At 44.2% G+C, this 26,164-nt stretch carries 22 protein-coding genes; 9 read left to right on the top strand and 13 right to left on the bottom strand.

Features of this window, described 5'->3' with window-relative positions:
- Positions 1 to 46: 46 nt before the first annotated feature.
- The 5 genes from B1A85_RS05680 to B1A85_RS05655 all read right to left on the bottom strand — a co-directional run bounded on the left by B1A85_RS05680 (position 47) and on the right by B1A85_RS05655 (position 5,575).
- Positions 47 to 1,180 (bottom strand): SpoIIE family protein phosphatase, encoded by a 1,134-nt coding sequence (locus B1A85_RS05680; RefSeq protein ID WP_104545907.1) that lies wholly within the window; start codon positions 1,178 to 1,180, stop codon positions 47 to 49.
- Entirely contained in the window at positions 1,155 to 1,937 is a 783-nt protein-coding gene (locus tag B1A85_RS05675; protein WP_104545906.1) for a DUF1350 family protein, read from the bottom strand. Before B1A85_RS05675 ends, B1A85_RS05680 begins: the two co-directional genes overlap by 26 nt.
- 262 nt (positions 1,938 to 2,199) lie before the next feature.
- Positions 2,200 to 3,267 carry an LOG family protein gene (locus B1A85_RS05670; protein WP_104545905.1) on the bottom strand — a complete coding sequence of 356 codons (1,068 nt, stop codon included), beginning with the start codon at positions 3,265 to 3,267 and terminating at the stop codon, positions 2,200 to 2,202.
- A gap of 344 nt (positions 3,268 to 3,611) precedes the next feature.
- On the bottom strand, positions 3,612 to 3,935 hold the full coding sequence (gene trxA, locus B1A85_RS05665; RefSeq protein ID WP_104545904.1) for a thioredoxin: 324 nt from the start codon (positions 3,933 to 3,935) through the stop codon (positions 3,612 to 3,614).
- A 476-nt stretch (positions 3,936 to 4,411) separates the two neighbouring features.
- Positions 4,412 to 5,575 carry a GuaB3 family IMP dehydrogenase-related protein gene (locus B1A85_RS05655; RefSeq protein ID WP_104545902.1) on the bottom strand — a complete coding sequence of 388 codons (1,164 nt, stop codon included), beginning with the start codon at positions 5,573 to 5,575 and terminating at the stop codon, positions 4,412 to 4,414.
- A gap of 197 nt (positions 5,576 to 5,772) precedes the next feature.
- On the opposite strand from B1A85_RS05655, the gene B1A85_RS05650 reads away from it, so the two are divergent.
- From B1A85_RS05650 to B1A85_RS05640, 3 genes are all read left to right on the top strand, one after another.
- Positions 5,773 to 8,196 (top strand): endonuclease MutS2, encoded by a 2,424-nt coding sequence (locus B1A85_RS05650; RefSeq protein WP_104545901.1) that lies wholly within the window; start codon positions 5,773 to 5,775, stop codon positions 8,194 to 8,196.
- A gap of 241 nt (positions 8,197 to 8,437) precedes the next feature.
- Positions 8,438 to 9,034 carry a DUF3038 domain-containing protein gene (locus B1A85_RS05645; protein ID WP_104545900.1) on the top strand — a complete coding sequence of 199 codons (597 nt, stop codon included), beginning with the start codon at positions 8,438 to 8,440 and terminating at the stop codon, positions 9,032 to 9,034.
- Between the two features lie 158 nt (positions 9,035 to 9,192).
- Positions 9,193 to 10,683 carry a DUF4335 domain-containing protein gene (locus B1A85_RS05640; protein ID WP_104545899.1) on the top strand — a complete coding sequence of 497 codons (1,491 nt, stop codon included), beginning with the start codon at positions 9,193 to 9,195 and terminating at the stop codon, positions 10,681 to 10,683.
- A gap of 135 nt (positions 10,684 to 10,818) precedes the next feature.
- Here the strand turns inward: B1A85_RS05640 and B1A85_RS05635 are convergent, their stop codons facing one another.
- A complete protein-coding gene (locus B1A85_RS05635) occupies positions 10,819 to 12,408 on the bottom strand; it encodes an NAD(P)/FAD-dependent oxidoreductase (RefSeq protein ID WP_168192350.1) in 1,590 nt (529 codons plus the stop codon).
- A gap of 121 nt (positions 12,409 to 12,529) precedes the next feature.
- Here B1A85_RS05635 and B1A85_RS05630 point away from each other — a divergent pair, with 121 nt between their 5' ends.
- Positions 12,530 to 13,153: a TetR/AcrR family transcriptional regulator gene (locus tag B1A85_RS05630; protein ID WP_104545897.1), complete on the top strand. Its 624-nt coding sequence runs from the start codon at positions 12,530 to 12,532 to the stop codon at positions 13,151 to 13,153.
- Positions 13,154 to 13,162: 9 nt separating this feature from the next.
- Positions 13,163 to 13,627 (top strand): site-specific integrase, encoded by a 465-nt coding sequence (locus B1A85_RS05625; protein WP_146087138.1) that lies wholly within the window; start codon positions 13,163 to 13,165, stop codon positions 13,625 to 13,627.
- 121 nt (positions 13,628 to 13,748) lie between these two features.
- Here the strand turns inward: B1A85_RS05625 and B1A85_RS05620 are convergent, their stop codons facing one another.
- The 3 genes from B1A85_RS05620 to B1A85_RS05610 are packed head-to-tail and all read right to left on the bottom strand — an operon-like array spanning position 13,749 to position 14,850.
- Positions 13,749 to 14,210: a ferredoxin gene (locus tag B1A85_RS05620; RefSeq protein WP_104545896.1), complete on the bottom strand. Its 462-nt coding sequence runs from the start codon at positions 14,208 to 14,210 to the stop codon at positions 13,749 to 13,751.
- On the bottom strand, positions 14,210 to 14,596 hold the full coding sequence (locus tag B1A85_RS05615) for a DUF1257 domain-containing protein (RefSeq protein WP_104545895.1): 387 nt from the start codon (positions 14,594 to 14,596) through the stop codon (positions 14,210 to 14,212). Before B1A85_RS05615 ends, B1A85_RS05620 begins: the two co-directional genes overlap by 1 nt.
- A 44-nt stretch (positions 14,597 to 14,640) precedes the next feature.
- Entirely contained in the window at positions 14,641 to 14,850 is a 210-nt protein-coding gene (locus B1A85_RS05610) for a DUF2997 domain-containing protein (RefSeq protein WP_015186838.1), read from the bottom strand.
- Between the two features lie 350 nt (positions 14,851 to 15,200).
- Here B1A85_RS05610 and bioA point away from each other — a divergent pair, with 350 nt between their 5' ends.
- Both bioA and bioB read left to right on the top strand, forming a co-directional pair.
- Positions 15,201 to 16,505 carry an adenosylmethionine--8-amino-7-oxononanoate transaminase gene (gene bioA, locus B1A85_RS05605; RefSeq protein WP_104545894.1) on the top strand — a complete coding sequence of 435 codons (1,305 nt, stop codon included), beginning with the start codon at positions 15,201 to 15,203 and terminating at the stop codon, positions 16,503 to 16,505.
- Between the two features lie 63 nt (positions 16,506 to 16,568).
- The gene (bioB, locus tag B1A85_RS05600; protein ID WP_104545893.1) at positions 16,569 to 17,606 is read left to right on the top strand and encodes a biotin synthase BioB; all 1,038 of its coding nucleotides are present in this window, start codon (positions 16,569 to 16,571) and stop codon (positions 17,604 to 17,606) included.
- Between the two features lie 6 nt (positions 17,607 to 17,612).
- Here the strand turns inward: bioB and B1A85_RS05595 are convergent, their stop codons facing one another.
- The 4 genes from B1A85_RS05595 to B1A85_RS05580 form a co-directional block, all read right to left on the bottom strand.
- Positions 17,613 to 18,182, bottom strand: a complete 570-nt coding sequence (locus tag B1A85_RS05595; RefSeq protein ID WP_104545892.1) for a hypothetical protein — start codon at positions 18,180 to 18,182, stop codon at positions 17,613 to 17,615.
- Between the two features lie 49 nt (positions 18,183 to 18,231).
- Positions 18,232 to 19,455, bottom strand: coding sequence for a type II secretion system F family protein (locus B1A85_RS05590; protein WP_104545891.1), 1,224 nt, complete (start codon positions 19,453 to 19,455; stop codon positions 18,232 to 18,234).
- 235 nt (positions 19,456 to 19,690) lie between these two features.
- Positions 19,691 to 20,827: a type IV pilus twitching motility protein PilT gene (locus B1A85_RS05585; protein ID WP_104545890.1), complete on the bottom strand. Its 1,137-nt coding sequence runs from the start codon at positions 20,825 to 20,827 to the stop codon at positions 19,691 to 19,693.
- Between the two features lie 110 nt (positions 20,828 to 20,937).
- Positions 20,938 to 22,938 (bottom strand): GspE/PulE family protein, encoded by a 2,001-nt coding sequence (locus tag B1A85_RS05580; RefSeq protein ID WP_104545889.1) that lies wholly within the window; start codon positions 22,936 to 22,938, stop codon positions 20,938 to 20,940.
- Between the two features lie 327 nt (positions 22,939 to 23,265).
- Here B1A85_RS05580 and grpE point away from each other — a divergent pair, with 327 nt between their 5' ends.
- Both grpE and dnaK read left to right on the top strand, forming a co-directional pair.
- Complete coding sequence (gene grpE / locus B1A85_RS05575) at positions 23,266 to 23,952, top strand: nucleotide exchange factor GrpE (RefSeq protein ID WP_104545888.1); 687 nt, start codon at positions 23,266 to 23,268, stop codon at positions 23,950 to 23,952.
- Between the two features lie 107 nt (positions 23,953 to 24,059).
- Complete coding sequence (gene dnaK / locus B1A85_RS05570) at positions 24,060 to 26,039, top strand: molecular chaperone DnaK (RefSeq protein ID WP_104545887.1); 1,980 nt, start codon at positions 24,060 to 24,062, stop codon at positions 26,037 to 26,039.
- Positions 26,040 to 26,164 lie beyond the last annotated feature (125 nt).

Genomic DNA, 26,164 nt, shown 5'->3' with positions numbered 1-26,164 from the left:
AACTGTTGTGTTACGTTAGCTAATTTATTAAATTTTATCCATACTTTCAATTATCAAATCTAATTTGAAGAATCGATAAATCATCATCAAAACTATCTTTAGAATTGATTTGACTCAGCTGAGCTAAAATATTATCTAGCTTGCAGTTACCTAATATATGCTCCGTTTTGAGTAAGTCGATAAAAGAATCAAGTTCCCAAATTGAACCATTGGCTAAATGCAGTTCATAAACTCCATCGCTAAAAATATAAAGCGTACTTGATTCAGGAATTTGACAAAATTTATCTATATAATTTGTATCAGGAAACATCCCGATTGGTATGCTTGGAGTTTCGAGTTTTGTTACTTGAATTGTCGGTTTTTCTGACAGCAAAACAGCAGGTGGATGTCCAGCGTTAGAGTAAATTAATTGACGGTTGACTCGATTATAAACTCCATACCAAATCGTAAAATACTTCGAGTTTTGAGAAGTCATTTGAAACGTACTATTTAAAGCTTTCAGTACCTCGGTTGGTTGGTAGTAATTAATTCCATCAAGCGCGCGGGAACGTAACATGTTAAGGACTGAAATGGAAGGAAGTGTGGCTCCTAATCCGTGTCCCGCCGTATCAAGTAAGTAAACAGCTAAATAGTCAGGATCTAACCAGTAGTAATCAAAGCAGTCTCCACCTAAACGCAGCGAAGGAATAAACCGAGAATTAATTTCGAGTGGTTCTTTTAGCTGCGGTGGAAGTAGCGATCGCACGTAGTCAGCAGCTTCAGCTAATTCAGCTTCGAGTAATTGCTTTTGTTTTTGTAAATCTCGACTCATTTGATGCAAGCGCAATCCAGCACGTACCCGCGCGGTTAGTTCATTTTGTTCGATTGGCTTGGTAATAAAATCGTCTGCACCCGCATTGAAGGCTCGAACACAGTCAGATACTGAGCCTAAACTCGTGAGAAAAATGAAAAATACTGTCGATAAACTCGGTTCCGCTTTGATGCGACGACATATCTCCAACCCGCTTATGGATTGCATCGTCCATTCACAAATTACTAACCCAGGATACAACTGGCGCGCCAGCCTAATTCCTTCTTCACCGTTGTTAGTTAAAACAACTTGATAACCTTGGTTTTTTAGTACCCTCGAGAGCAGAGTTTGCACTGTTGGGTCATCATCGATGACTAAGATTAGAGACATGGGAAAAAGGATTGAGCCACAAAACAATAGTGCGCTTGAGTTGGTTTAAATCGCGATAGATCTCTTGCTTAAACCACTGTCCCATCGCATCAAAGGGTGTAAAATTCGTTCCAGTTTGCCAACTTACGTCTTGTCCTAATGGGGTTGTATGACTTCCTGGTAGTGTCTGTAACGTCACCATGTCTGGAAACCGCTGCTGTAAGAGTTGGTAAAGCGCGGTAGATTGGTCTATTGTGTCATTAGTAAATCGAATCAGCAAATTGCGACGAACGCGATAGCGCTCGCGGACTAAGTTTATTGTTTCGAGGGGAGAAGGTGTAAACTCAACCGCAAAGGTAGGTGTAAACTGTTGTACTAAAGGAATCGCGTCGCGTGCTGCGTAGTTGTTATAAGAAATGAGAATATTTCCCGCGCGTTCCACGTCAAAAAGACTACCGATGAGTAAGTGTAGTTTACAGCCCATACTGTGTCCTAAACCGTAGGTTGGCAAATAGCGTCGACGTAACAGCGCGCGATCGTGTAATTCGGCAATTGCCTTTTCAAAGCTATTTAAAACTGTTTGGGCGATTGCTGCGTGGTCTAGTGTATTGACAAACGGGGTCGCAACAACAGCATACTCTTTTCCTAGTTGTTCTAACAACCAGCGGTAGGTTAATTGAGGTGCGGTCGCCACAAAAGCACCTCCCAAAAAATGCACGATTCCCACAGGATGTCGGGGAACTAGAACCCAGTTACCAGCAATTTCCTTCCATTCCATGCCATTAAATTCAGAGATTAGAGGTTAGGGTCAGGGATCGCATTGCCTATCATTAATGCCCGCTGCAATGGATCGCCCTCCCTATCTATTGTGGCAACTTACGCTGAGGTATGCGCGATCGCATTGTGTTAGACTTTCTGATTGAAAAATCCCCTGCAACTACATACAGCTGGTAATCAGTAATATATTTACTTTTATTACCAATTAACTAATCTTAGGCATCATCAGTCTTCAAAAGGATGCGACACGAGCGAACGAATACTCATTTTCGCTCTGGATGCGCTTCTACAGGTGAAGGAGTACCCATTTCATTGATAGTTGCAATCATCTGATAGAGACGCCCCAAATCTCGCTGATTAAAATACAAAACTAAGCGGGGTAGTTCAGCAGTTTCATCTTGGGCTTCTTGGGGTAAAGCTTTGCTTTTTTCGATGCGTCCCTTTACAAGAATATCGCTAAAGTTAGTATTCAACGTTTCGACATCCGCATCCGAGATATCTGTTTTCATCCGAATCACGAGTTTGTCACCTACATAGCGGCTAGAGTGATAAACCTGGTAAAACCGCGTAATCGCATTACAAGCAACTTCCAGATTATCTGTAATTGTGTATAAGCTGTCGTCTTCGGGACTGATTAAACCTTGTTGGCGGAGGTGCTTATCGATATACTCATTCCAAGCCCGCCAATAGTCGCCTCCTGGGCGATCGATTAACACGACAGGTACTGGACCAAACTTACCTGTTTGACTCAGCGTCATGCACTCAAAAGCTTCATCCTGCGTACCAAACCCACCAGGAAAAAGCGCGATCGCATCACTTTCACGCAGTAGAAATAGTTTGCGGGTAAAAAAGTACTTAAAATGAATCAGCTTTCCGTCGCCTTGAATAACATGATTCGCTTCTTGTTCAAACGGCAATTGAATGTTTAACCCAAACGAGTTTTCTCGCCCAGCACCTTCATTCCCTGCTTGCATGATTCCACCGCCACCTCCCGTCATCACCATAAAGCCTAACTGCGTCACACATCGTGCAAAATCAAACGCCATGCGATACTCGGGTGCTTCTGGTGATGTGCGCGCTGAGCCAAAAATCGTTACTTTGCGCACGTGTCGGTACGGGTAAAAAATATTGAAGCCTTGCTCCATGTCAGCTAATGAGGCTGATAAGATTTTCCAATCAAGGCGTTCGATGTCACTATTGGCTAGCTTGACGACTGTTGCCAGCGCGTACTGAATTAGTTGCCGATGCTTATGATGCGGCAGCTTTTCAAGCAAGTCAGCCAGGTCTGATTCGAGGGACTCTAATGATGGAAAATGCGAAGATGAGGTCATGAGTGCTTCCGCACAAGTGGCACTCTATTTTATCGATATTTTGGGGGTTATTTGTCAAGCCGTAGCTTCATAATTTTTTAATATTGCTATTTTGCGCATTTGGCGATCGCCTTACGCTGTTCTGCTGTAAGGCTGAGGTCAAAAGACAACAATATGGTAGCAGAGAACTTTATCTTTAGCTCTCACCACGCAGGATCGCATAACATACACTATTTGATTCGCTCAAATAAAGCTCAATAGCACTTCTAAGCATGGTATTTGAGCGAAATACAACTTACTTTACTTTAACAGTTCACTTCAGGTGCAGCACTGCTAAACGACAAGTTATTTGCCTATAGGCAAGTTTACAAATACTTTTCCAGCGTGTTAGACAAAGTACTCTTAGGAACTGCACCAACAACCATATCGACTCGTTGCCCACCCTTAAAAATCATTAACGTTGGGATACTGCGAATACCGTATTGACTAGCAACATTTGGGTTTTCATCTGTGTTAAGTTTTACAACTTTCACCTGACCGTCGTATTGCTGCGCAATTTCATCCACCACCGGAGCTACCATCCGGCACGGACCACACCAAGGTGCCCAAAAGTCCACTAGAACTGGAACATCGCTTTCGAGTACTTCTTGTTTAAACGTCGAGTCTGTAACTTGTGCGGCTACTGACATGCCTAGAAATCCTTAAGCTATATCTCTTACTTTGCTGAAATTCTACCATAGCCGTATGCTGCGTTCTGCTTTATCAACGGTCTATATTTAGATAGATCTTAAGTGGTTATACCCATAGAAGTAGACTGGCGAGCAGGAGTGCAAGAGAGTAATGGGTGCTGAGTTGAAAATCTCTTTAATTCAAAACGCCAGAGGGCTTTCCACAACTCAAACACTCATAGAAGAATCAAAACTCAAAATTTACGCATTCAAAACTCGATTACCTACACTCTTACTAGTCACTCTAGCTACTGTTAACTCATTGCTAGCTCCTAATAATAAGGAACCGCCCGAACAGGAGTCCGAGCGGAGTGTGGTGTGAGGAGTGAACGGAAACATGCGTCTCCGCTTTTTCTATTGTAGGCGACAGGTTAGCTTTTTTCCGAATTTACTTAACAATTCCTGCAGACTTTATTAGGCGTTTTACCCAAGTAGATCTACTTGCCCATGCCTAACTGTTGTGCTTTTTGATAAACCTTTCCTTCAGTTAACAGCGAAGGGGCAATCACAACTTCAACTTGCTGCATTTCTTTAAGATTCTTAGCCCCCAGCGTACCCATGCTAGTTTTTAAAGCGCCTAAAAAATTATGCGTTCCGTCATCAAGCTGTGCAGGACCGCGGAGAATTTGTTCTAACGTACCCGTCGTACCAACTCGAATGCGAGTGCCACGAGGTAATACAGGGCTAGGTGTTGCCATACCCCAGTGAAAACCGCGTCCAGGAGCCTCAGCTGCGCGTGCGAAGGGAGATCCAATCATCACGCCATCAGCACCGCAGGCGATACACTTACAAATGTCACCGCCAGTAATCAAACCACCATCAGCAATCACCGGAACATAATTACCCGTTTCTCGATGGTAATCATCGCGCGCAGCGGCACAGTCGGCGATCGCCGTTGCTTGCGGTACACCTACACCCAGAACACCCCGTGAGGTACACGCAGCGCCAGGGCCAATTCCCACAAGCACAGCTGCTGCACCAGCTTTCATTAAATTGAGCGTCACTTCATACGTTACGCAATTTCCCAATACTACTGGCATGGGCATTTCGCGGCAGAATTCAGCTAAATCCAAGTTAGCCATTGATTCCGGTGATAAATGTGCCGTAGAAACCACTGTTGCTTGAACAAAAAACAAATCAGCACCTGCATTCGCGACAATCGAGCCATATTTACTTGCGCCCGCTGGGGTAGCACTGACTGCGGCAATACCGCCTTGTTGTTTGATTTCTTGAATGCGTTGCGTGATGAGTTCGGGTTTAACAGGTTCAGCATAAAGTTCTTGCATCAGCGGCACAAATTCTTGCGAACCTACCGAAGCAATTCTTTCTAAAATAGGGTTTGGGTCAGCATAACGCGTTTGAATGCCCTCTAAATTTAAGACACCCAACGCACCCAACTGTGACAAAAGTACTGCCATGCGGACATCGACAACACCATCCATCGCGCTGGCAATAATGGGAATTTCCCGCTTGATGCTGCCAATTTGCCAATGTGTCTCTGCTAAACTTGGGTCTAGCGTGCGCTGTCCAGGAACGAGCGCAATTTCATCAATTCCGTAGGCTCGGCGAGCCATCTTCCCACGCCCAATCTGAATATCCACGCCTGTTACTTCTTATTAAGTTCCACTACTGTTTTTGTTAGCGTACCAAATTGCAAGGAAATTTATTTTACTTCTAGATACGCTAGGTAATTATTGCTGCAAAAGAATTTTTGCGAATTCGCTACAATAGAAATAGCTGTTTGCTTAATAATAACAAGCTATTCACTCACTTATCGCATCTGCATAACGGTTAAGCTTTGATTCAATCAGAGACGCTAGAATTACTCGAATGGTCGCGCCTGTGTCAGCACTTGTCTACTTTTGCGGCAACTAAATTAGGGGCAACCGCAGCGCGGAACTTGCAAATTCCGCAATCCCAAAAACAAAGTGAAGAACTTCTTGCCCAAACGCAGGAAGCATACAAGTTAGAAAATAGCCTCACGGGTGGTTTATCGTTTGAAGGTATTCAAGATATTGGCGATTCGTTAGCGCGCGTACAACGCCAAGGCATTTTAGCTGGGGAAGAACTTTTAGCGATCGCAACGACGCTTGCAGGAACTCGCCAACTACGCCGTGCAATTGATAATCAGCCTGACGTGCCCGTTCTCAGTGCCTTAGTTGCTGATATTCGTACTTATCCCGAAATCGAACAGGAAATTCATCGTTGCATCGACGAACGCGGACAAGTCAGCGATCGCGCCAGCACAACTCTATCAAATATTCGCAGTTCGCTGCGGCAAATCCGCAGTCAAATCACGCAAAAACTACAAAATATTCTGCAACGCCAAGCAAATGCAGTCCAAGAGCAGCTGATTACTAAACGCGGCGATCGCTTTGTGATTCCTGTCAAAGCACCTCAAAAAGATGCGATTCCAGGAATCGTGCATGATACTTCTACGAGTGGTGCAACCCTATATGTCGAACCAAACTCAGTCGTTTCTTTGGGTAATCAATTACGGCAATTAACCGTTAAAGAGCAAGCTGAAGAAACCGCAATTCGTCGGCAGTTATCCGAGCAAATCGCAGCAGTGGCACCTGATTTAGAATATTTGCTGAGCGTTGCAACGATTCTTGACCTTGCGTGTGCCCGTGCGCGTTATAGCTATTGGTTAAAAGCAAATCCACCACGATTTATTCAACGCAGTGAAGGCGAAACTATTACTCTACGGCAATTACACCATCCATTGTTAGTATGGCAGTTTGCCCACGAACAAGGCGCAGCAGTCGTTCCAATTGATTTAGTCATTAAACCACAAATTCGGGTAGTAACCATTACAGGACCAAATACTGGTGGTAAAACAGTCACGCTCAAAACCCTGGGATTAGCAGCTTTAATGGCAAAGGTAGGTTTATTTGTCCCAGCACGCGAACCTGTAGAAATTCCCTGGTTTGACCAGGTATTAGCCGATATTGGAGACGAGCAGTCATTACAGCAAAGTTTATCGACATTTTCTGGTCACATTCGCCGCATCAGTCGCATTATCGATGCATTAGCAAACGGCAATTCAACACCAAAAACACCTCGTCCTTCTTTAGTTTTACTCGACGAAGTCGGTGCAGGAACTGATCCCGCAGAAGGAAGTGCTTTAGCGATCGCGCTTCTACAATACTTGGCAGATCGCGCGCAACTAAGTATTGCCACAACTCACTTTGGCGAATTAAAAGCATTGAAATACCAAGACGAACGCTTTGAAAACGCCTCAGTCGAGTTTGATGAAGAAAGCCTTTCGCCAACCTATCGCTTATTATGGGGAATTCCAGGACGTTCTAACGCCTTGACAATTGCTCAACGCCTGGGGCTAAAGGCTGAAGTTATCGAGCAAGCCAAAACTAAAATTGGCGGTGCTAGCGAAGACGTCAACCAGGTAATCGCAGGGCTAGAAGCACAACGCCGACTTCAAGAAACTAAAGCGGCTGAGGCAGAAAAATTACTGCAACAAGTACAGCGGCTCTATAGCGAAGTATCGCAAAAAGCTGCACAACTTCAAGAACGCGAAGCGCAACTCCGACAACAGCAAGAGCAATCGATTCAACAAGCGCTTGTGCAAGCCAAAGGTGAAATCGCGCAAGTGATTCGTCGCCTTCAGCAAGGTTCGACAACAGCCCAAGATGCGCAACAAGCAACAAATGCACTCACTCAAATTGCCAAAAAGCATCTTCCCCCGCCACCCAAGCCCAAACCAGGATTCAAACCCCAGGTAGGCGATCGCGTCCGCATACCGCGTCTTGAGCAAACCGCCGAAGTGATCGGCGCCCCCAACGAAGACGGCGAATTAACTGTCCGCTTTGGAATCATGAAAATGAGTGTCAAGCTTGAAGATATTGAATCGCTCGACGGGCAAAAAGCCGAACCAATCGCAAGTCAAAGGCAAGTCAAAGAAACACCGCGTAGTAGCAATCAGCAAGATTCACCGACTACTACACCGCCATCCGCCCTCGCAATCCGCACTTCACAAAACACAATCGATCTGCGCGGAAGCCGAGTCGCCGATGCTGAAATTGTCTTAGAACGCGCGATCGCTCAAGCCCAAGGACCATTATGGATCATTCACGGTCACGGCACTGGCAAGCTCAGACAAGGAGTCCACGCTTTTTTGCAACAAAACCCCCGCGTTAGCCGCTTTGAGCCAGCAGCCCCAGAAGATGGCGGTACAGGCGTCACAGTTGCTTACATTGAATAAGGAATGAGGAAAGAGTCAATAGCGATCAGTAGCTAGTGGTTAGTGGTAGTAACAGAAAAGTTCATTTGTAGTACTTCCCCCTGCACAAGAAGCTCCCCTACTCCCTTGCTTTTTTTACAAGGGCGATTTTACATTTGAGCCAAACAGGATAAGCTGGTAGCTAATTAGAAATCAACGTCGATTTAGACAAGTTTGGTTTCAAAATGGGTAACAACAAACGCCCATTCTCGTATTATCTCCTATGCTTAAGGTTATGCACTCCAGCGCACAATCGCCAACACCAACTCCACGATGGGAAGAGCTTACTAACATTCAGCCCAACCCAGCCCAATTAGATAACATCAAAGCTCAGTTGGACTTGGTATTGTTGGCGCTTGAAGCTTTGGCGGGAATTGGCTCAGAAGCAATGCTCCAAGCTGCGGCTCAACTTAATCTAGAGTCCAAAATCCCAGATCGCGTGGCACTATGGCGACTGCGCCAATCAAATCCACTACGTAAAGGTGAAGGAGGAAGAAAGAAGCTTGATGTAGAAGAAGCGCGATCGCTCACTTTAATCAGCTGCTACCTCGCAAAACAACACCAAGAACAAATTCGCCGCGCGGTTGCTTTGCTAGAACAAGTCACCCAAAACAATGAAGCTCCTCACAAAGCCGCTCTTTTAGGAGATTATCTGGATGCTTTCAGTAACACCTACCAAGAACGCATGGAGGAAAATGAAAACATTTCCACTGATGTCCTAACTCATCTGGCGCTCAAACTCTTGATTGACTTGTTATTTTACAGCGCGCCTGGCGGTCATCGTCGCCTTTGGTTAGCACTTCTAGACCGCTCAAAATAGTTAAGAAACTAGGGCAAAAAGCAAATGACTGGTGAATAGTGAGTAGTAGCTAGTGATGAGTGACAATATGGAATCTAATTAATAATCCTACCCGCCTACCCCCCTACCTTCTACTCCTTTGCTCCCCCTGACCTCTGACCTCTGCTAAATTCTCACCTATGACTTTGTCAAATTTACAGGTTCTCCGTAGGTATACGCCGCCCACTTGTACGTTGGAAATTGTGGCTCCGCGATCGCCACTGTCGCGTTGGGCTGGGCGGACAGTAGCCACGCAGTTACGCTTTCATTTGCATTTTGACGATCCGCGATCGCCGGATCGACGAATTCAGGTTACAGGCGATCGCGAACAACTCGAAGCCTTACACCAAGCCGTCACAGTGTATGTGCAAGAGTTATTAAATCAATCGCCAGCCCAATTTACCGCACAGTTAGCGTCGCAAACGACTTCGAGTGATTCAACGACTGCGGTTGCAAACTCCCAAATTGTGATTTCGCCTGCCAATTCCTCTGATTCACCTCCGGCGCAGGCGCGACAAATCTTTCTTAAACCCGGTACAGGACTATCACATACACTCTATTTAGGATCGCTAGCAACTCCCACAACCGGACCTATCGTGCAGTTGAGCGTACTGCAACTGTTTGATTTGGCAACGGCTTTAGATCAATTTGAAGCTGATATTGTTGCCCTACCCAGCCTCAAGCAACGTCGAGTAAGTACGACTCCTCCCGCTTGGGCAACGATTGCCGCCGGATTAACACTAGCTGTAGGTATCTTTGCTGTCTTACAACAACTGAACCGCCCTGTTCAACAAACGGCAACCAGTAATCAAATCACGGAAGATCCACAGCAGCTTGCGACGCAGCCTTCACCTTTACCACCTTTATCATCAATAGATACATTACCACCTCCACCGCCTGTGGGTTCTCCTGTCCCTGTTCCTAATGCCCCACTACCTACAATTCCAGTACCAAACGCTAGCCCTCCCACAGAATCAACCGCAGCAGCACCGTCTCCTACTCTTCCAGGCGGGACAACAGCGCCACAAACAACCACCATTCCAGGGTCGCCGAATCAAACCGCTACAGCTAGGGCAGGAAATACGACGCCCCAGCAACCAGGTGCAGGGGATTCCGCACCTACAATCGCCATACCGAGTCCTTTAGCGCAACTCAACGCGCCTAATCCTGGTTCGCAAGCAGCAATATCTCAAACGCAGCGAACTGCACCAGCAGCACCACAGCAACAGGCGGCGAATAACACAACTGCGGCAGTGCGATCGCCAAACCAACCTCCTCCTGCCCCAAGTCAACCTACATCGTTAGATAATATTAGTCAGGTAGCCGAAGCTCGACAATTCTTTCAGCGCCGCTGGGAACCAACAGAAGCTGTTAAGCAAACCTTGGAGTATAGTTTGCTGTTGGATGTTGATGGCACAATTCAACGTATTGAACCGCTAAATCAAGCTGCTAGAGACCAAATTGACCGCACTGGAATGCCTCTGATTGGCGAGCCTTTTGTATCTCCCATTGCTGATGGTCAAGTAGCTAGAATTCGAGTCGTTTTGACACCTGAGGGTAAAGTACAAACCTTCTTGGAAGATCGCGAAGCTCCACAAGTTTCGCGAGATCCTCGTGAAAACGCACAATAACGTTCCGGTTGAGCGGTAGCAGATCGACTACAGCAAAACGAAAAGACTTGCAATTGTCTGCTCCAACCGAGTTACTAGCCTGCTATTACTTTTAGCTAGGCAGCAAGCTCTATAGTTTTGTTAATAGCGGCTACGTCAAGCCGACTCTCGCATAATCCTTGCCATAATCTTGAAGAAACCAAATGCTCCATTCAAAATACCTGCTGTTTTCACGCCACCCATCATTGCGCCCATGATGCCAGGTGAAAATGTGTCTGCTCCAGTCAGGTAGAGATTTTTAATCGGTGTTCTAACCCCGATCCAAGATTGATCGAGTCGTTCGGGAATGCAAGGAATGCCATAGATAGCACCACGATCGCTGGCATCAAAATGCTCTACTGTCAGTGGAGTTGAGAGTTCTGCATACTCGATCAAATTCTGGAAGCCAGGATAGTGGCTTTCTACTAACTGAATCAGGGATTGGGTAATTTGAGCTTTCAGTTCAGTATATTCACTCCCTCGCCGCCGCCAAGGTTGCTCCCGCCACTGTGAGAAGAAATCGTAGTCAACATGCGCGATGATTTCTGCGGTATGTTCGCGAGCCAAGGGATCTTTTAGTGATGGAAATAAGAGATAGCAGAACTTGGGTAAATAATTAGAAGAAATGAGCGAATTTTGAGCAATCGTCTCATGGTCATAAGTCGTATAAATCCAGTGGTTTTCGCCCTGAAAACCCAGGCGCTGGGGACTTTCGTTTAATCCCAGGTATACTGTCACCATACTGCTGCCTTTCGGAAACGTCTGAATTGCCTGACGCTCGACTAGCGGATAGTTAGAGGGAATCAGTTTCAAATAGGTATTAAATGCGCCGGTATCAGACACGACAATCGATGCATAGTAGGTTTCTAAATCTGCCTGTGGCTTTGCCGTATGTTGCGCTTTTACACCCACTGCTGCTCCAGAGTCTAGTAAGATTTCTGTGACGCGGCGTTGGGTGAGAACAGTACCACCTGAGCGTTCAATCACTGGAATGATGGATTGCGCGATCGCCTTGGCTCCACCCACGGGATACCAACCTCCCTTTAAATAATGGCTGACAATCACGCTGTGAATGCCAAAGCAACTCCGAGATGGCGGTAAGCCGTAATCTCCCCACTGAGAAGCCAGCAACGCTCTGAGATGGACATTTTGGAAGTGTTGCTCCAAATATTGCTGAGTGGTTTGTCTTGCGATCGCACCGAAAGACCGGATCGCTGGTCTGAGCAATGGATGTAACCATCTCGGAAATAGCTCCAGCATGGAATGCATTCCGAACCAAAACGCTGCCGTTTGAATGTCTTTGAAATACCGCTGGATTGCGAACTGTTCCTGAGGAAAGCGTTGAACCAAATCAGCTTGATAGCGATCGGGGTCAGAATACACCTCAAAAGTGAAATCTGGATAGACGAATTTCTCAAACGGGTCGGGCATTTTATGCCATTGCAAATTGCTGTTAGTGAGATAGTTAAACACAGCTTTTCCTGTACTGCCTTCCCCCATGTCTCCGACATAGTGCAGTCCTACATCCCAAGAAAATTTCCCCTTGCGCTCAAAGGTATGGGTAAATCCGCCCGCAGTAAAATGCTGTTCTAGAACTAAAACCCTTTTCCGATACAGTTTGGATAGCAGTGCAGCAACAGTTAATCCACCAATTCCGGAACCAATCACAATTACGTCAAATCTTTGCTGCTGAGTTGCAGTGACCATAATTCCTCCTAGACCAAAAGATCTAAATGTTGTCACCGACAACTTGAATATAAGATGGGATGTTGACATTGTCAACATACGGAATTAAAATTTGGTTAATTCTTCCTGGACAAACGACTTCATGACAGTAGCAGTAAAGAACTCCTACCACCACGGCAACCTACGGCAAAGCTTAATTGACGCAGCGCTCGAACTCCTAAAAGAGGAAGGGATTAACGAGCTGTCTCTGCGTCAGGTTGCGAAGCGGGTTGGTGTTTCGCACAATGCCCCTTATCGTCATTTTGAAGATAAAGATGCGCTATTGGCAGCAGTCGCAGCACAAGGGTTTCAGTCCTTAAGAGACACGATGAAAAAGGCACAACGAAACCTACCACTAGACTCCTCTCAACGCTTAGAAGCGATCGGGATTGCCTACGTTAAGTTTGCACTAGCCCATCCGTCCCACTATCGTTTGATGTTTGGAGACTATCACTGCAATCTCAGTAAGTATTCCGCTCTTGCAGAAGCAGCTCAGCAATCGTTCATGGTGCTAGTGAATACGATTCAAGAAGGTCAAGCTGCTGGAATCTTTCGTGCGGTCGATCCAGTTAATATGGCACGAGTCGCTTGGTCAATGGTACATGGTCAATCAATGTTGATTCTGGATAATAAATTACAGGTCAGATCGCAGGAAGAACTTGAAACTTTCTTGAAATTCTCATCGCAAACGCTACTTCAAGGGTTATCAGACAATTCTGCTATCTAATTCCACTATATGAAGGGTATTAGATGGAATTTTTCTAAATATTTTTTATTTATAGAACAACGCCCCAAAAAGCTGATGGCACAGGTGCAAAATGCTATTCGGCTGAAACGTTATTCATGCAAAATAGAGAAAAGCTATGTTGGTTGGATTCAACGCTATATATTTTTTCATGATAAGCGCCATTCTAAAGATAGGGAAAGTGCTGAAATAGAGGCTTTTCTCACACATTTAGCAGTTGAAAAAAAAGTTGCTGCACCTCCTCAAAATCAATTTTTTAACGCAACTTTATTTCTCTATCAAGAAGTATTAAAAGAAGATTTAGATTTAAAAGTAGACGCAGTTAGGACAAAATATTCTAAATTTACCAACTGTCCTGGAAAAAGATTAAGTTTTTGCGATTATCAAACAATTGTCTGGCTTACATCAACTTTTTTTAATCAAGTTACTTTATGGTACAGGCTTACGTTTAGATGATTTAGTTTAAAAGTTTAAAATCGCGATCGCGCGATCGACTTGTCAATTATTACTGCCTTCTACAAAGCCTAAAAAAGGCTGCCGTAACAGCCTTTTGTAAGATAAAACCACTTTTTTCCAATTAATATCGAGCCTTCTTCTGGGCTTGGCGCTTTTTACGCCGCCGATGAGCAGCAACAACAGCTTCTTCTACAGGGTATCCAACAATAGGGATGACTTGATACTGTCGCTCTTCTTCGAGTTTTTTCAGTTCGGTGTAGTCAACCCAATGGATACAATCAACTGGACACGTGTCAATTGCTTCCTGAATTAACTCTTCTGAGTCTCCGTCTTGACGGACGACGCGCGAACGACCGTAATCTGGTTCAATATAGAAGGTGTTGCGGGCAACATGGGCGCAGTGCTTGCAACCAATGCAGGTGATTTCGTCAACATAAACACCTTTTTGTCGCAGTTCACCTCCTAACTCAGGTTCTAAGCCTGAACGTTCAGGTGCATCGCGAAAAATTCCACCTAGTTCGGGTTCGAGGTGCGATCGCACTGCTCCAGATTGTGCTTGCTCCGGCGGCATAAAATCAGACATTACGCACTCCAGCGCTGTACTAGTAGTCGAATTGAACCGTCTTCGTTTTGTTGCTGTTCTGCTACCTGAAAACCTAAGCGCGAGGTTTCGTTCAATACTGTGTGATAGGCATAACGCTGCGTAACTTTTTTCAAGAAACCTTCGACTGAGAGGTCTTGCTGCCAATATTGCAAGTCAGCAACAAGTTCGTATTCTTTGCCATTCCAACTAAAACCGACATCGTAACCATTCTCCTGCTCAATGGTGATTTCGGCATTACGAGTTTGACCGCGATAGCCTCGAACTGCTCTAGGACCAGATTTCCAATTAATGCCTAAATCAGTGAGCGCAGCTTGTAACGATGAAAGATTACGGATTTGTGTTTTGATTTGGCTAAAGTGTGACATTGTAGTAGCTGTGAATTGAATCAAACTGGACTAGTTAATAAAAGTTACCACTCGCTAAAGCTAGCTTGGGTTGTTGCAACTGTAGATTGGTGTTGTACTGCATTATAAAATTCTGAGCTTGGCTGGTGACTGACGACTTGCCCCAGTTCTGCTTCGATTGCCGCTGTTACTTCGGTACAGGTTGCTCCGACAATACCGGAAACTTTTTCCTGTACGCGACCATCGGGATAAATCACAAACTCTAGCGTTTCCATACTTCTAGCTAATCACCATAGCTTTATTTATAATTTTGCAGCGACACTGTATCGGCTGCTCGTTGCTATTTGTAAGCATTTATGCTTACCAGTCTCTCTCCTCACTATCTCTATTGCTAAATAATGTTTCATCTATCGAATTATAGAGAATAAAAAATTAACAAAATTTAGCAATATGATGAAGCCTTACATCAATTATTGTCAGTTTCGCTTAACTAACCGCAGCAGTCAAGTAAGAATTAAGTAGCGAGTAGCTCGTGCGTAGAAGCTAAAAAGCATGAATTGAGTCGTATTTTCTAATTTTTCCTGATTATTAACGGCTTTTCTAGTGAGAAAACTTGAATTTTTTTATGAGCAGCATTGAAGAAATTTATCATTCTCCGATTTGGCAACCATTCACCCAAATGAAAACTGCACCGCCGCCTTTGAAAGTCGTCAAGGGACATGGAGTGATGCTCGAACTTGAAGATGGACGCCAAATTATGGATTGTATTTCCAGTTGGTGGGTAACGATTCACGGACACGGACATCCTGTACTAGCTGAAGCGCTCTACAAACAAGCTCAAGCCTTAGAACACGTCATTTTTACAGGTTTTACGCACGAACCCGCCGAGCAGCTAGCGAGGAAATTACTTCAGCATCTACCAAAACGGCTGACGCGAGTATTTTTTTCTGATAATGGCTCAACCGCGATGGAAGTCGCGCTGAAAATGGCTTATCAATATTGGTTTAATCAAGGAGAAAGCGATCGCACGACGTTTATTAGCTTTGAAGGTGGATATCACGGCGATACGATAGGAGCAATGTCGATCGCAGGTAATTCACCCTGGGAACAGCCTTTTCGACGGTTAATGTTCTCGACGGAGCTTGTGCCTTTCCCTGCTACGTTTGACGATGATACCGATGTCGAAGTGCGTGAAGCACAGACTCTAGAGATCCTGACGCGTCTTCTTAAGCAAAATCCCACGCGGTACGCAGGTATTTTTATCGAACCACTGGTACAAGGTGCGGGGGGAATGCGCATATGTCGTCCACAGTTTTTACAAGCTTTAGAAAACCTAGCGCAGTCGTTTGGCGTACTGGTCATTTATGATGAGGTGATGACAGGCTTCGGGCGTACTGGCGAATTATTTGCTTGCTTAAAAGCCGAAACCGCACCGGATATTATTTGTTTATCAAAAGGTTTATCCGGCGGCTGCTTACCTTTGGCTGTAACCGTTGCAACAGAAGATATTTATCGCGCGTTTTACAGCGATGATATCAGTAAAACGTTCTTTCACGGTCATTCATACACAGGAAATCCGTTAGCTTGTGCTACAGGCGTTGCGTCTTTAGAGTTGCTAGAACAAAACCTTAGTTTTCGCCATCTGGAACAGCAGCATCGTTGCTATCTAGAAAAATACTTACAAAATCATCCCAAAATCAATAAAGTCCGCACTTGTGGAACGATCGCCGCGATGGACATTGTTACGGATAGTGAGAGCGGGTATTTTAATGCGATCGCGCCAATCCTCAAAAAAAGGTTCCTAGCAGAAGGATTTCTCTTACGCCCTCTAGGTAACACGCTTTACTTAATGCCACCTTACTGCATTACCTCAGAGCAACTTGAATCAATTTATCAAGCAATCCGTCGCGTACTTGATACTATCATATAGCAATGGTCAATCAGAATTATTGCCTCTGTTTTCACCATAATCTCTGACCTCCGACCTCTTCTTATGCTGAAATCTGCTGCACTTAATTGGAACGAACTTGCCGATCGCGCTTTGGCTGGAGAACTACTAACGCGTGAAGCCGCACGGGCGGTACTCAATGCGCCTGATAGTTCATTGCTCGATCAACTCGCTGCTGCCTATCGCGTGCGCTATCATTACTGGGAAAACCGCGTCCGGTTGCATTTTCTCCTGAACGCTCAAAGTGGGCTTTGTCCAGAAGATTGTCATTATTGTTCGCAATCGAAGATTTCTACTGCTGAAATTGAGAAGTACCCTCTCCTTGCTAAAGAAAAAATTCTAGACGCTGCTGCGCAGGCAAAGAAATTGCAAGCGGGAACTTTCTGCATGGTCATTTCAGGGCGTTCTCCTAGCGAACGAGTGTTTGCACAGGTTTTGGAGGCTGTACAAGCGGTGAAAGCCAACTATGACCTAAAAATTTGTGCGTGTCTTGGGTTGTTGACACAAGAGCAAACGCGGCGTTTGGCAGAAGTCGGGGTAGATCGCGTCAATCATAATTTGAATACGTCTGACGATTACTACTCGCAAATTTGTACGACGCATACGTTTGGCGATCGCGTCGCGACAGTAGAGAATGTCAAAGCTGCAGGTATCACAACCTGTTCGGGTGGAATCATTGGAATGGGAGAGTCGGATGATGATGTCATCGATTTAGCATTTTCCTTACGGGAATTAAACGTTACAAGTGTTCCGTTAAATTTTTTGATTCCGATTCCAGGAACGCCGTTTGAAAAGATTCAAGAATTGAATCCGCGTCGTTGTCTGCGGGTATTGTGTTTATTTCGCTTTGTGCTTCCCTCACAAGAAATCAGAATAGCTGGCGGTAGAGAAGTTCATTTGCGATCGCTGCAACCTTTAGGACTTTATCCAGCCAATTCAATCTTTATTGGTGATTATTTAACGACTCCAGGACAAGCAAGTCATAGCGATCTAGAAATGATTCGCGATGCTGGGTTTGTCATTGAAGCCCCTGACGGTTCTCCGCTGGAAGCTGAATCATTTAAATTTATCGCTTCTGCTTGATTCTGTCTATTCAGGTGGCATTGATGACAATAAATCATTTGTTACTTCATCTGTTTGTCTAGAAGGAGTTTCAATAATAAAGGGTAAACTTGCTCCTTGTAGCCCTAGCTTAATGCGGTCTGGAGTTTCATTGAAAATAACAAATAAAGGATAAAGCTTATTAGCTCCTTCGTTCAAAATATGTTGGTAAGAAGAAGGTAAAATCCATTCATAGTCTTTATCAAGTAAAACTTGCGTTTGTCGCCAGCGCTTGAGCAAGTCAGAAAAATCTTCGTATGGACGATACACAAATATCATAATTTCGACCCCAGTTTTAATTTTCCACTCAGGATCGCACATTAAAATGGCAACATCACAAGGAAGTTGTGTTGCCGTTGCTGTTATTTCAGTATGGTCATATGCACTTTGGCGCAGCCGTACTACCGGTAAAGGAATTGCAATAATACTTTCATGAGCGCGTCGCAAGCTAGGAAGCATTTCTAAGTAAGATCGATACTGCTTGAGTAGCGCGATCGCACCAGTAACATTTGCATACTCAGCTAAGCAACTTTCGTATTGAACTTGTTTGATAGTCATGATTAGCGCGAAAAATTTGAAAAGCTGACTTTTTGCATTTCCTGTAGATTTAACCCAAACTATCAAACACTTTAAACATAGGTAGATACATAGAAAGCAAAATTAAGCCAACCATACCACCTAAAACAACAATCATTATAGGTTCTAAAATACTTGTCAAGGCTTTGACTGCTTGCTCAACTTCATCTTCGTAGAAATCTGCAACTTTCATCAGCATTTGATCGAGTTCTCCGGTTTCCTCGCCAATACTAATCATCTGAATTGCCATCGGTGGAAATACGCGCTCTTTTTGCAAAGCAATACTGATCATTCCCCCTTGTTGAATATCTTGTCGCGATGCATCTACTGCATTGGCAATAACTTGATTTCCGGCGGTATCTCGGACAATCTCCAAAGCAGTTAAAATGGGAACTCCCGAACGAGTTAAAGCCCCGAAAGTACGACTAAAACGTGCAACTGCTGACTTTTGAATTAAATCGCCAAATAGCGGCATTTTTAAAGAAAAACGGTCGATAGTTTCTCTACCAATTCGGGTTCTGTAGTAGTTACGGTAGGCAAACCCAAGCACAACAATTACAATCGGAATCATCCACCAGAAACCTTGAATAAAAGCACTAACACCTAACATAAATTGTGTCAATGCTGGAAGTTCTGTTCCCAAGTCTTTAAATATATTCGCAAAAATTGGAATCAGGAAAACTGTCATTCCAATGAAGATAGCAATTGCTAATAAACCCACAACAACTGGATAAGCTAATGCTGATTTAATTTGGTTTTGTAGCCGTGCTATATCCTCAAGGAGTTTAGATAAGCGATTTAAAACTTCATCGAGGACGCCACCAACTTCGCCAGCTTGAACCATACTGACATACAAATTATCAAAGCAATCAGGGTGCTTGCGCATTGCTTCAGAAAGGTTCACCCCTTGTTGCACGTCAGAACTAATTTCTAATAAAGCTTTTTTGAGTTTAGGATTAGAACACTGCTCTGCTAGTACACTCAAGCTTCTTACAATTGCTACTCCAGCATTGACTAATGCAGAAAATTGCCTTGAAAATACTGCTTTATCTTTAACTGAGACTTTTGATAAAAATAATGTAATTTTCTGAAAGTCAATTTTACTCAGGTCTAACTCTGAAGCTTGTTTAATTTCTTGAATAAACAAACCTTGATTTCTTAAACTTGAACGTGCCTCACTTGGAGAGTTGGCAGTAATTTTCTCTTTTCTAAGTTGTCCTTTCGAGTCTCTAACACTAGCAACGTAGGTAGGCATAGCTTATTATATAGTGACTAATACAATTTAATTCCTATTTAAGAATCTTTGCAGCTAATTTTAACCAAAATAATTTTATTTAAAAACTTATCTGTCAGATTTTTGCATAGCTAAAATTATCCATATTTTATATTTTAGATAAATAGCTAATAGCTCAAATTAGAATATCAATTAGCAAGAGTTTTTCAAAGTCATTATCAATGAACTATTAGCAGTTAATGATTGATCGAAAAACTTAATTTACAAGTACGGGTTTACTCGAACCTGGTCTAGCCGGCGTTGCCTGCGCTGCTGGTATATTACCACCAATTAGGCGCTGTAACTCGTCAGGTTTTGATGTTTTAGACATTGCTGCCTCTAAAGAAATAGTTCCTGCTTTATATAAATCTGCGAGAACTTTTTCTAGCGTTTGCATTCCTAATTTTCCCCCTGTTTGAATCGCTGAGTAGATTTGAGATGTTTTACCTTCGCGAATCAAGTTAGCGATCGCTGGAGTCACAATCATAATTTCCTGCGCCATAACTCTACCAAATTCACCTGGTTTTGGGTTTTTACGCGGTACTAGCGTTTGACTAAATACGGCTACGAGCGAGTTAGATAACTGAACGCGGATTTGCTGTTGTTGTTCAGGCGAAAAGACATCAACCATCCGGTCAACTGTCTGTGCAGCAGAACTTGTATGCAATGTACCAAATACTAAATGACCTGTTTCTGCCGCAGAAATTGCCAGCGAAATTGTTTCTAAGTCGCGCATTTCACCGACAAGAATTACATCAGGATCTTCACGTAAGGCAGCTCTTAAAGCATTAGCAAAACTTTTAGTGTCTTCACCGATTTGACGCTGGTGAATTAGGCTTTTAATTGGTTCGTAAACAAATTCAATCGGGTCTTCGATCGTTAATATATGTTCCGAGCGCGTCATGTTAATGTTATTGATCATTGACGCCAATGTTGTTGACTTACCAGAACCTGTGGGACCCGTAACTAAAACTAATCCGCGTGGTTTTTCAGAAACTTCTCGCACAATATCTGGTAGCTTCAAAGCTTCCATGCTGGGAATTTGAGAAGACAGCGCGCGCAAACAAGCCGCATATGTTCCGCGATCTTTGTAGACATTGACACGAAAGCGGGCTAACCCTCGCACTCCATAAGAGCAATCAAGTTCCCAATTTTGCTCGAGATGTTTGCGCTGCGTATTATTGAGCATCGTAAAAATCAACCGCTGGCATTGTTCTGCTGTTAGTGGTTCGTACTCTGTAGGAGTCAGCTTGCCACTAATGCGAATATAAGGCGGTAAACCAGCAGAAATATGTAAATCGGAGCCGCCACAAGCAATAACCTGCTCCATGAGGTCTTCAATCATGTAATCCATAAAATCATCTCCTGGTGTTTAAGTAGGTGACTATAGCAAAAGTCAGAGGTTGGGGTCAGGGGTTAGCGTTAAAATAAGGTTTCCACGACAATAGTTCTGGGTTGTTCGTACTATTCCTGAAAACGTGGTGTCATACAGTAGGGACATTCTAGCCACTCTGGTTGTAACTCGGCGCTACAAGTGCGACATTCTAAAGAACTTTTACGTTTGGCTTTGAGTTCTGCTTCTAAACCAGAATCCGTAAAAGTCACGCGCTCAACTTCTTCGAGTGTGGTGAAACCTCGACGCACAAGGTCAAGGCTATATGACAGTAAGGTCTTCATCCCATCTTCAACTGCGACTTCTTTAATGCGTTCAGTAGGTGCGCCTTCGGTAATTAAAGTTTGCAGCCGCTGGTTAATCCGCATGACTTCATATACCCCACAACGTCCCTTGTAACCAACACCGTTACATTCAGGACAAAGTTCACCTTGATTCTTAGCAGTCGCAATTTCTTCAGGCTGTAGAGTTTTTGCTTTGTAAAAGGTCACGCCAGCGTCTTGCGAGCTGGTTAAGCCAAAGCGCGCTAATTCCTGAGGAGATGGTTTATAGGGAATGCGACAAGCGGAACAAACACGCCTTACTAAACGCTGGGCTACAACACCAAGTAAGGCTCCTGAAACCATAAACGGCTCAACTCCCATTTCATCCAAACGAGCGATCGCACCTGCAGCATCATTTGTGTGGAGTGTTGTCAATACTAGGTGTCCTGTTAATGCAGCCTCAATCGCGGTTTTAGCAGTTTCGCGATCGCGTGTCTCGCCCACAAGAATCACATCCGGATCTTGCCGCAGAAATGACCGCAAAATCGAGGCAAAATCCATCCCTTTGTCGCGAATCACCTGTACCTGAGTAATCCCTGGCAATGAATACTCAATAGGATCTTCCGCAGTACTAATGTTGACTCCTGGCTCGTTACGTTCTGCCAAGATCGAATACAAAGTCGTTGATTTTCCCGAACCTGTTGGTCCTGTGACTAACAGTAATCCGAAAGGACGACTCGCCATTTCGCGGACAATTTGCAAACTTTCTTCATCGCTGATGAGCTTATCTAAACCGAGTTGAGTTGCTGAGTTATCTAAAATTCGCAAGACAACTTTTTCACCATAACGACTCGGTAACGTACTTACGCGAAAATCGACTTTACGTCCTTCAAATACGCGCCGAATTCTTCCATCTTGGGGCATCCTCCGTTCAGCGATGTCCAAGTCTGAAATAATTTTAAAACGCGCGACAACCGCAGCAACAATTTTCTTAGGCAAGGGATCGAACGCTTGACGTAAAACGCCATCCTTGCGAAAGCGAATTCTGAGATATTCTTCTTGCGGTTCGATATGAATGTCTGAAACTTTTTCTTGCAGTGCTTTAACCAGAATTTTATTGACTAAAGCAATGACCGGAGCGGCTTCAGCATTTTGAATCGCCGCGCCTAAATCGGCTTCTACCTCATCGTGAGCATTTTGTAAATCAAAACCTTCTAAACCTTCGATTTCCGATTGAACATCTACCGATTTTTGTAATTCTTTCTGCTTTTGCTGTTCAACTTGGGCGTCGAGGTATTTAGCAAATAACTGCTGAAAGTCGTCTTGCGCAATTCCGATGCGTTGCCATCCTAAACCTTTAGGACGGAGAATGCGACTTAAATTATCCTGAGCTTCAAGATGATCGGGATCGACCATCGCCACTAACACTGCAGGAGGATCGGCAGTTTGGGATAAAGGCATTAATTGAAAACGGCGGCATATCTCCACTGGAATCAATGTATCAATTAAATTTGCGACTTGATTAGTAGCAATTTGATTGATTTCAGGGTCAATAAATTCAACTCCGTAGACAATTTTGAGTTCAAAAAGTTGCTGTTTTTTATAAAACCGCAGTAAGTCGGGTGAGAGTTGACGCCCAGTCAGCGATTCTAGAACTTCGATAATAGGTCTTTTGGATTTACGACTTTCGCTCAGAGCTTGCTGCATCTGTTCATTACTGACATACCCCGACTCAACTACCTTATTGCCGAAAGGAGAAAAGTCATTTTTGACGATCAGGGCACGCCGCTGTGAGGGGGAGTAGGTCATACATCAGTCGTGAAATGTTTCCACATAAGAGTATTCCCAAAAACTCTCGCAAAGTTGCTACGTGGCACAGAAAATTAAAGCTTCGGTCATTATAGGGTTTGGGGGTCAGAGGTTAGTGATGTTTCTGAACACAAGCAGGATTGGGAAAGAAGAAAGAAAAGTCTACAATTAAGTATTACTAGTCACTCGCCACCAACTACTAACTACTCACTCCTCAAAAATTGTGCTGAGTTTTGCTACTTAGGATGTAATTAGTGCATCCTAGAAAAGGTACGGTGAAACAAGTAAGTATAGAACGCAGTTTCGAGTATCTAAGATTGGTGCATAATGGTTGACGAGGATAAGCAAACAGAAATCGCAGAACAAGAGAGTAACACCTCATCTGAAACAATGAATTTGAATGATAACTCCGAGGTAAATGCTCAAGTCGTAGACTCCGCAAGCTCATCAGGCGAAACAACTGATGAGGAAAGTGTAGTGGCGGCTGCTTCAGAACAAGAGCAGCAAATAGCTGAATTAACAGCACAGATAGAATCGCTCAAATCGCAGTTGGAGGAGCGCACCTCTCAATACATGAGGATTGGCGCAGATTTTGAGAATTTCCGCAAGCGGATGCAGAAGGAAAAAGAAGAAATCGAGCAGAAAATTAAACGCGACACGATTACCGAGTTATTGCCTGTAGTCGATAACTTTGAGCGGGCACGATCGCAAATCAAACCTCAAACCGACGCGGAAATGACAATTCATAAAAGCTACCAGAGCGTTTATAAGCAAATGGTAGAAACCTTGAAGCGTCTAGGAGTTTCCGCAATGCGCTCCGAAGGCAGTCCCTTCGATCCCAACTACCACGAAGCCGTAATGCGTGAACCTACGGATGAACATCCTGAAGGAACAGTGTTAGAAGAATTAGTTCGGGGATATTTCCTAGGCGATCGCGTTTTACGTCATGCTTTGGTAAAAGTTGCAGCGGCTCCTGAACCAGGAGAAACTTCTGCAACGTCAGACACCGAGTAAGTCAATCGAACGCATTGGCAATAACCGTACAAATCGACGCCGTGGATGCAATCGTCCCAAGAGTCAAACAAACTCTAAAAATCTAATCGCACTTACGACTAGAAAATATGGGAAAAGTCATTGGCATCGACTTAGGCACCACGAATAGTTGCGTTGCCATCTTAGAAGGTGGTCAACCTATGGTTATTGCCAATTCAGAGGGAGGAAGAACAACTCCTAGTGTTGTAGGTTTTGGCAAAGGTAACGATCGCCTGATCGGACAACTCGCGAAGCGCCAACTCGTCACGAACGCGGAGAATACGATTTACAGCATCAAGCGATTTATTGGACGTCGCTGGGATGACACGGCTACAGAGCGCAGCCGAGTGCCATACAAATGTATTAAAGGTCGCGATGATACGGTTGACGTCCAAATCCGCGATCGCACCTACACTCCTCAAGAAATTTCCGCAATGATTTTATGGAAGCTCAAACAAGATGCCGAAAGTTTTTTAGGTGAAGCGATCGCCCAAGCAGTGATTACAGTCCCAGCATACTTTACGGATGCTCAACGTCAAGCCACCCAAGACGCAGGTACAATTGCTGGGTTAGAAGTGCTGCGCATTATCAATGAACCTACCGCAGCAGCTTTAGCTTACGGCTTGGACAAACTCGAACAAGAGCAAAAAATTCTCGTATTTGACCTTGGCGGTGGCACTTTCGATGTTTCGATCTTACAACTCGGCGACGGTGTCTTTGAAGTCAAAGCAACTGCTGGTAACAATCATCTCGGTGGTGATGACTTTGATAGCTGTATTGTCAACTGGATGCTCGCCTGTTTTCGCGAACAAGAAAAGATTGATTTATCTGCAGACAAAATGGCACTACAGCGGTTGCGAGAAGCTGCTGAGAAAGCCAAAATCGAACTTTCAACGCTGGGTACGACATCAATCAATCTCCCGTTTATCACGGCTGATGCAAGCGGTCCGAAACACTTAGAAATGGAACTCACTCGTGCCAAATTTGAAGAGTTAGTCAACCATTTAATTGCCGCGACAATTCAACCGATGAGTCAGGCGTTGAAAGATAGTGGCTTACAACCTGCTGATATTGACCGCATTATTTTGGTTGGTGGTTCCACGCGCATTCCAGCAGTAACTAATGCCGTGCAAAAGTTTTTCAACGGCAAAACTCCAGAACGTTCGGTCAATCCAGATGAAGCTGTAGCTTTGGGCGCAGCAATTCAAGGCGGGGTATTAGGCGGTGAAGTTGAAGATGTTTTACTGTTAGATGTCACCCCTCTTTCGCTCGGAATCGAGACACTCGGAGAAGTCTTTACAAAAGTTATCGAACGCAATACAACTATCCCAACGAGTAAGTCGCAGGTTTTTTCCACAGCAACTGATGGTCAATCATCAGTAGAAATTCACGTGCTTCAGGGAGAACGCCCGTTAGCCAAAGACAACAAAAGTCTTGGCAAATTCCTCTTAACTGGAATTCCCCCCGCGCCACGAGGAATCCCACAAATTGAGGTATCGTTCGAAATTGATGTTAATGGTATTTTGAAAGTTTCGGCTCAAGACAAAGGTACAGGGCGCGAACAAAGTATTCGCATCACCAATACTGGTGGCTTAAGCGCCGCCGAAATCGAACAAATGCGCCAAGAGGCAGAAATCTATGCGGAACAGGATAAAAAGCGTATAGAATTGATCGCTTTGCGCAACCAAGCGGAGGATTTATTATACAGCTACGAAGCAACGTTAAAGGACAACGAACACTTGATCGGCGATCGCCTAAAACTGGAAGTTAGTCAGAAAGCTGAGGAACTACGCATTGCCTTTGCTGAAGAAATCACAGTAGAAAAAGCCAAGCAAATTTTGCATAACTTCCAGCAAACACTATATGCGGTTGGTACAGAGGTCTATAACAATGCTGACAAAGCACTAAATCAACAAATCAGCACTGAAGAAAGCGAGCTCTCGGCGCACAACAGCGATCTCGAAGCTGGCAATTTAAGCACCGCAGATAATGCTACTGTTGCAGAAGAATACAATTTTGATTTTGATGAAGATTACACGGTGACAGCTGACTATGAAGCAATTGAATAACAACTGACTGAAATATAGGCAGAAGATAAAGGCTGATGATTGGTCATTGGTAGCTGGTAATTGCTAAACTGCGGCAAGACTTATCAATTATGACCTGTTAGCAACCTAAAGTATGATACAACGCA

Origin of the sequence: Chroococcidiopsis sp. TS-821 (assembly GCF_002939305.1) — a bacterium.
Taxonomy (GTDB): domain Bacteria; phylum Cyanobacteriota; class Cyanobacteriia; order Cyanobacteriales; family Chroococcidiopsidaceae; genus Chroogloeocystis.
Note: the sequence above shows the minus strand (reverse complement) of the source record. Positions and strands in the feature narration are given on the sequence as shown.

What these genes read in the sequence shown, in the direction of transcription:
- bioB (WP_104545893.1), top strand. Translation starts at nt 16,569, where the DNA reads ATGCTGAAATCTGCTGCACTTAATTGGAACGAACTTGCCGATCGCGCT.
- B1A85_RS05675 (WP_104545906.1), bottom strand. Translation starts at nt 1,937, where the DNA reads ATGGAATGGAAGGAAATTGCTGGTAACTGGGTTCTAGTTCCCCGACAT.
- B1A85_RS05645 (WP_104545900.1), top strand. Translation starts at nt 8,438, where the DNA reads ATGCTTAAGGTTATGCACTCCAGCGCACAATCGCCAACACCAACTCCA.
- B1A85_RS05595 (WP_104545892.1), bottom strand. Translation starts at nt 18,182, where the DNA reads ATGACTATCAAACAAGTTCAATACGAAAGTTGCTTAGCTGAGTATGCA.
- B1A85_RS05610 (WP_015186838.1), bottom strand. Translation starts at nt 14,850, where the DNA reads ATGGAAACGCTAGAGTTTGTGATTTATCCCGATGGTCGCGTACAGGAA.
- bioA (WP_104545894.1), top strand. Translation starts at nt 15,201, where the DNA reads ATGAGCAGCATTGAAGAAATTTATCATTCTCCGATTTGGCAACCATTC.
- B1A85_RS05630 (WP_104545897.1), top strand. Translation starts at nt 12,530, where the DNA reads ATGACAGTAGCAGTAAAGAACTCCTACCACCACGGCAACCTACGGCAA.
- B1A85_RS05635 (WP_168192350.1), bottom strand. Translation starts at nt 12,408, where the DNA reads ATGGTCACTGCAACTCAGCAGCAAAGATTTGACGTAATTGTGATTGGT.
- B1A85_RS05640 (WP_104545899.1), top strand. Translation starts at nt 9,193, where the DNA reads ATGACTTTGTCAAATTTACAGGTTCTCCGTAGGTATACGCCGCCCACT.
- B1A85_RS05625 (WP_146087138.1), top strand. Translation starts at nt 13,163, where the DNA reads ATGAAGGGTATTAGATGGAATTTTTCTAAATATTTTTTATTTATAGAA.
- dnaK (WP_104545887.1), top strand. Translation starts at nt 24,060, where the DNA reads ATGGGAAAAGTCATTGGCATCGACTTAGGCACCACGAATAGTTGCGTT.
- B1A85_RS05620 (WP_104545896.1), bottom strand. Translation starts at nt 14,210, where the DNA reads ATGTCTGATTTTATGCCGCCGGAGCAAGCACAATCTGGAGCAGTGCGA.
- B1A85_RS05670 (WP_104545905.1), bottom strand. Translation starts at nt 3,267, where the DNA reads ATGACCTCATCTTCGCATTTTCCATCATTAGAGTCCCTCGAATCAGAC.
- B1A85_RS05680 (WP_104545907.1), bottom strand. Translation starts at nt 1,180, where the DNA reads ATGTCTCTAATCTTAGTCATCGATGATGACCCAACAGTGCAAACTCTG.
- B1A85_RS05580 (WP_104545889.1), bottom strand. Translation starts at nt 22,938, where the DNA reads ATGACCTACTCCCCCTCACAGCGGCGTGCCCTGATCGTCAAAAATGAC.
- B1A85_RS05590 (WP_104545891.1), bottom strand. Translation starts at nt 19,455, where the DNA reads ATGCCTACCTACGTTGCTAGTGTTAGAGACTCGAAAGGACAACTTAGA.
- B1A85_RS05585 (WP_104545890.1), bottom strand. Translation starts at nt 20,827, where the DNA reads ATGGATTACATGATTGAAGACCTCATGGAGCAGGTTATTGCTTGTGGC.
- B1A85_RS05615 (WP_104545895.1), bottom strand. Translation starts at nt 14,596, where the DNA reads ATGTCACACTTTAGCCAAATCAAAACACAAATCCGTAATCTTTCATCG.
- trxA (WP_104545904.1), bottom strand. Translation starts at nt 3,935, where the DNA reads ATGTCAGTAGCCGCACAAGTTACAGACTCGACGTTTAAACAAGAAGTA.
- grpE (WP_104545888.1), top strand. Translation starts at nt 23,266, where the DNA reads ATGGTTGACGAGGATAAGCAAACAGAAATCGCAGAACAAGAGAGTAAC.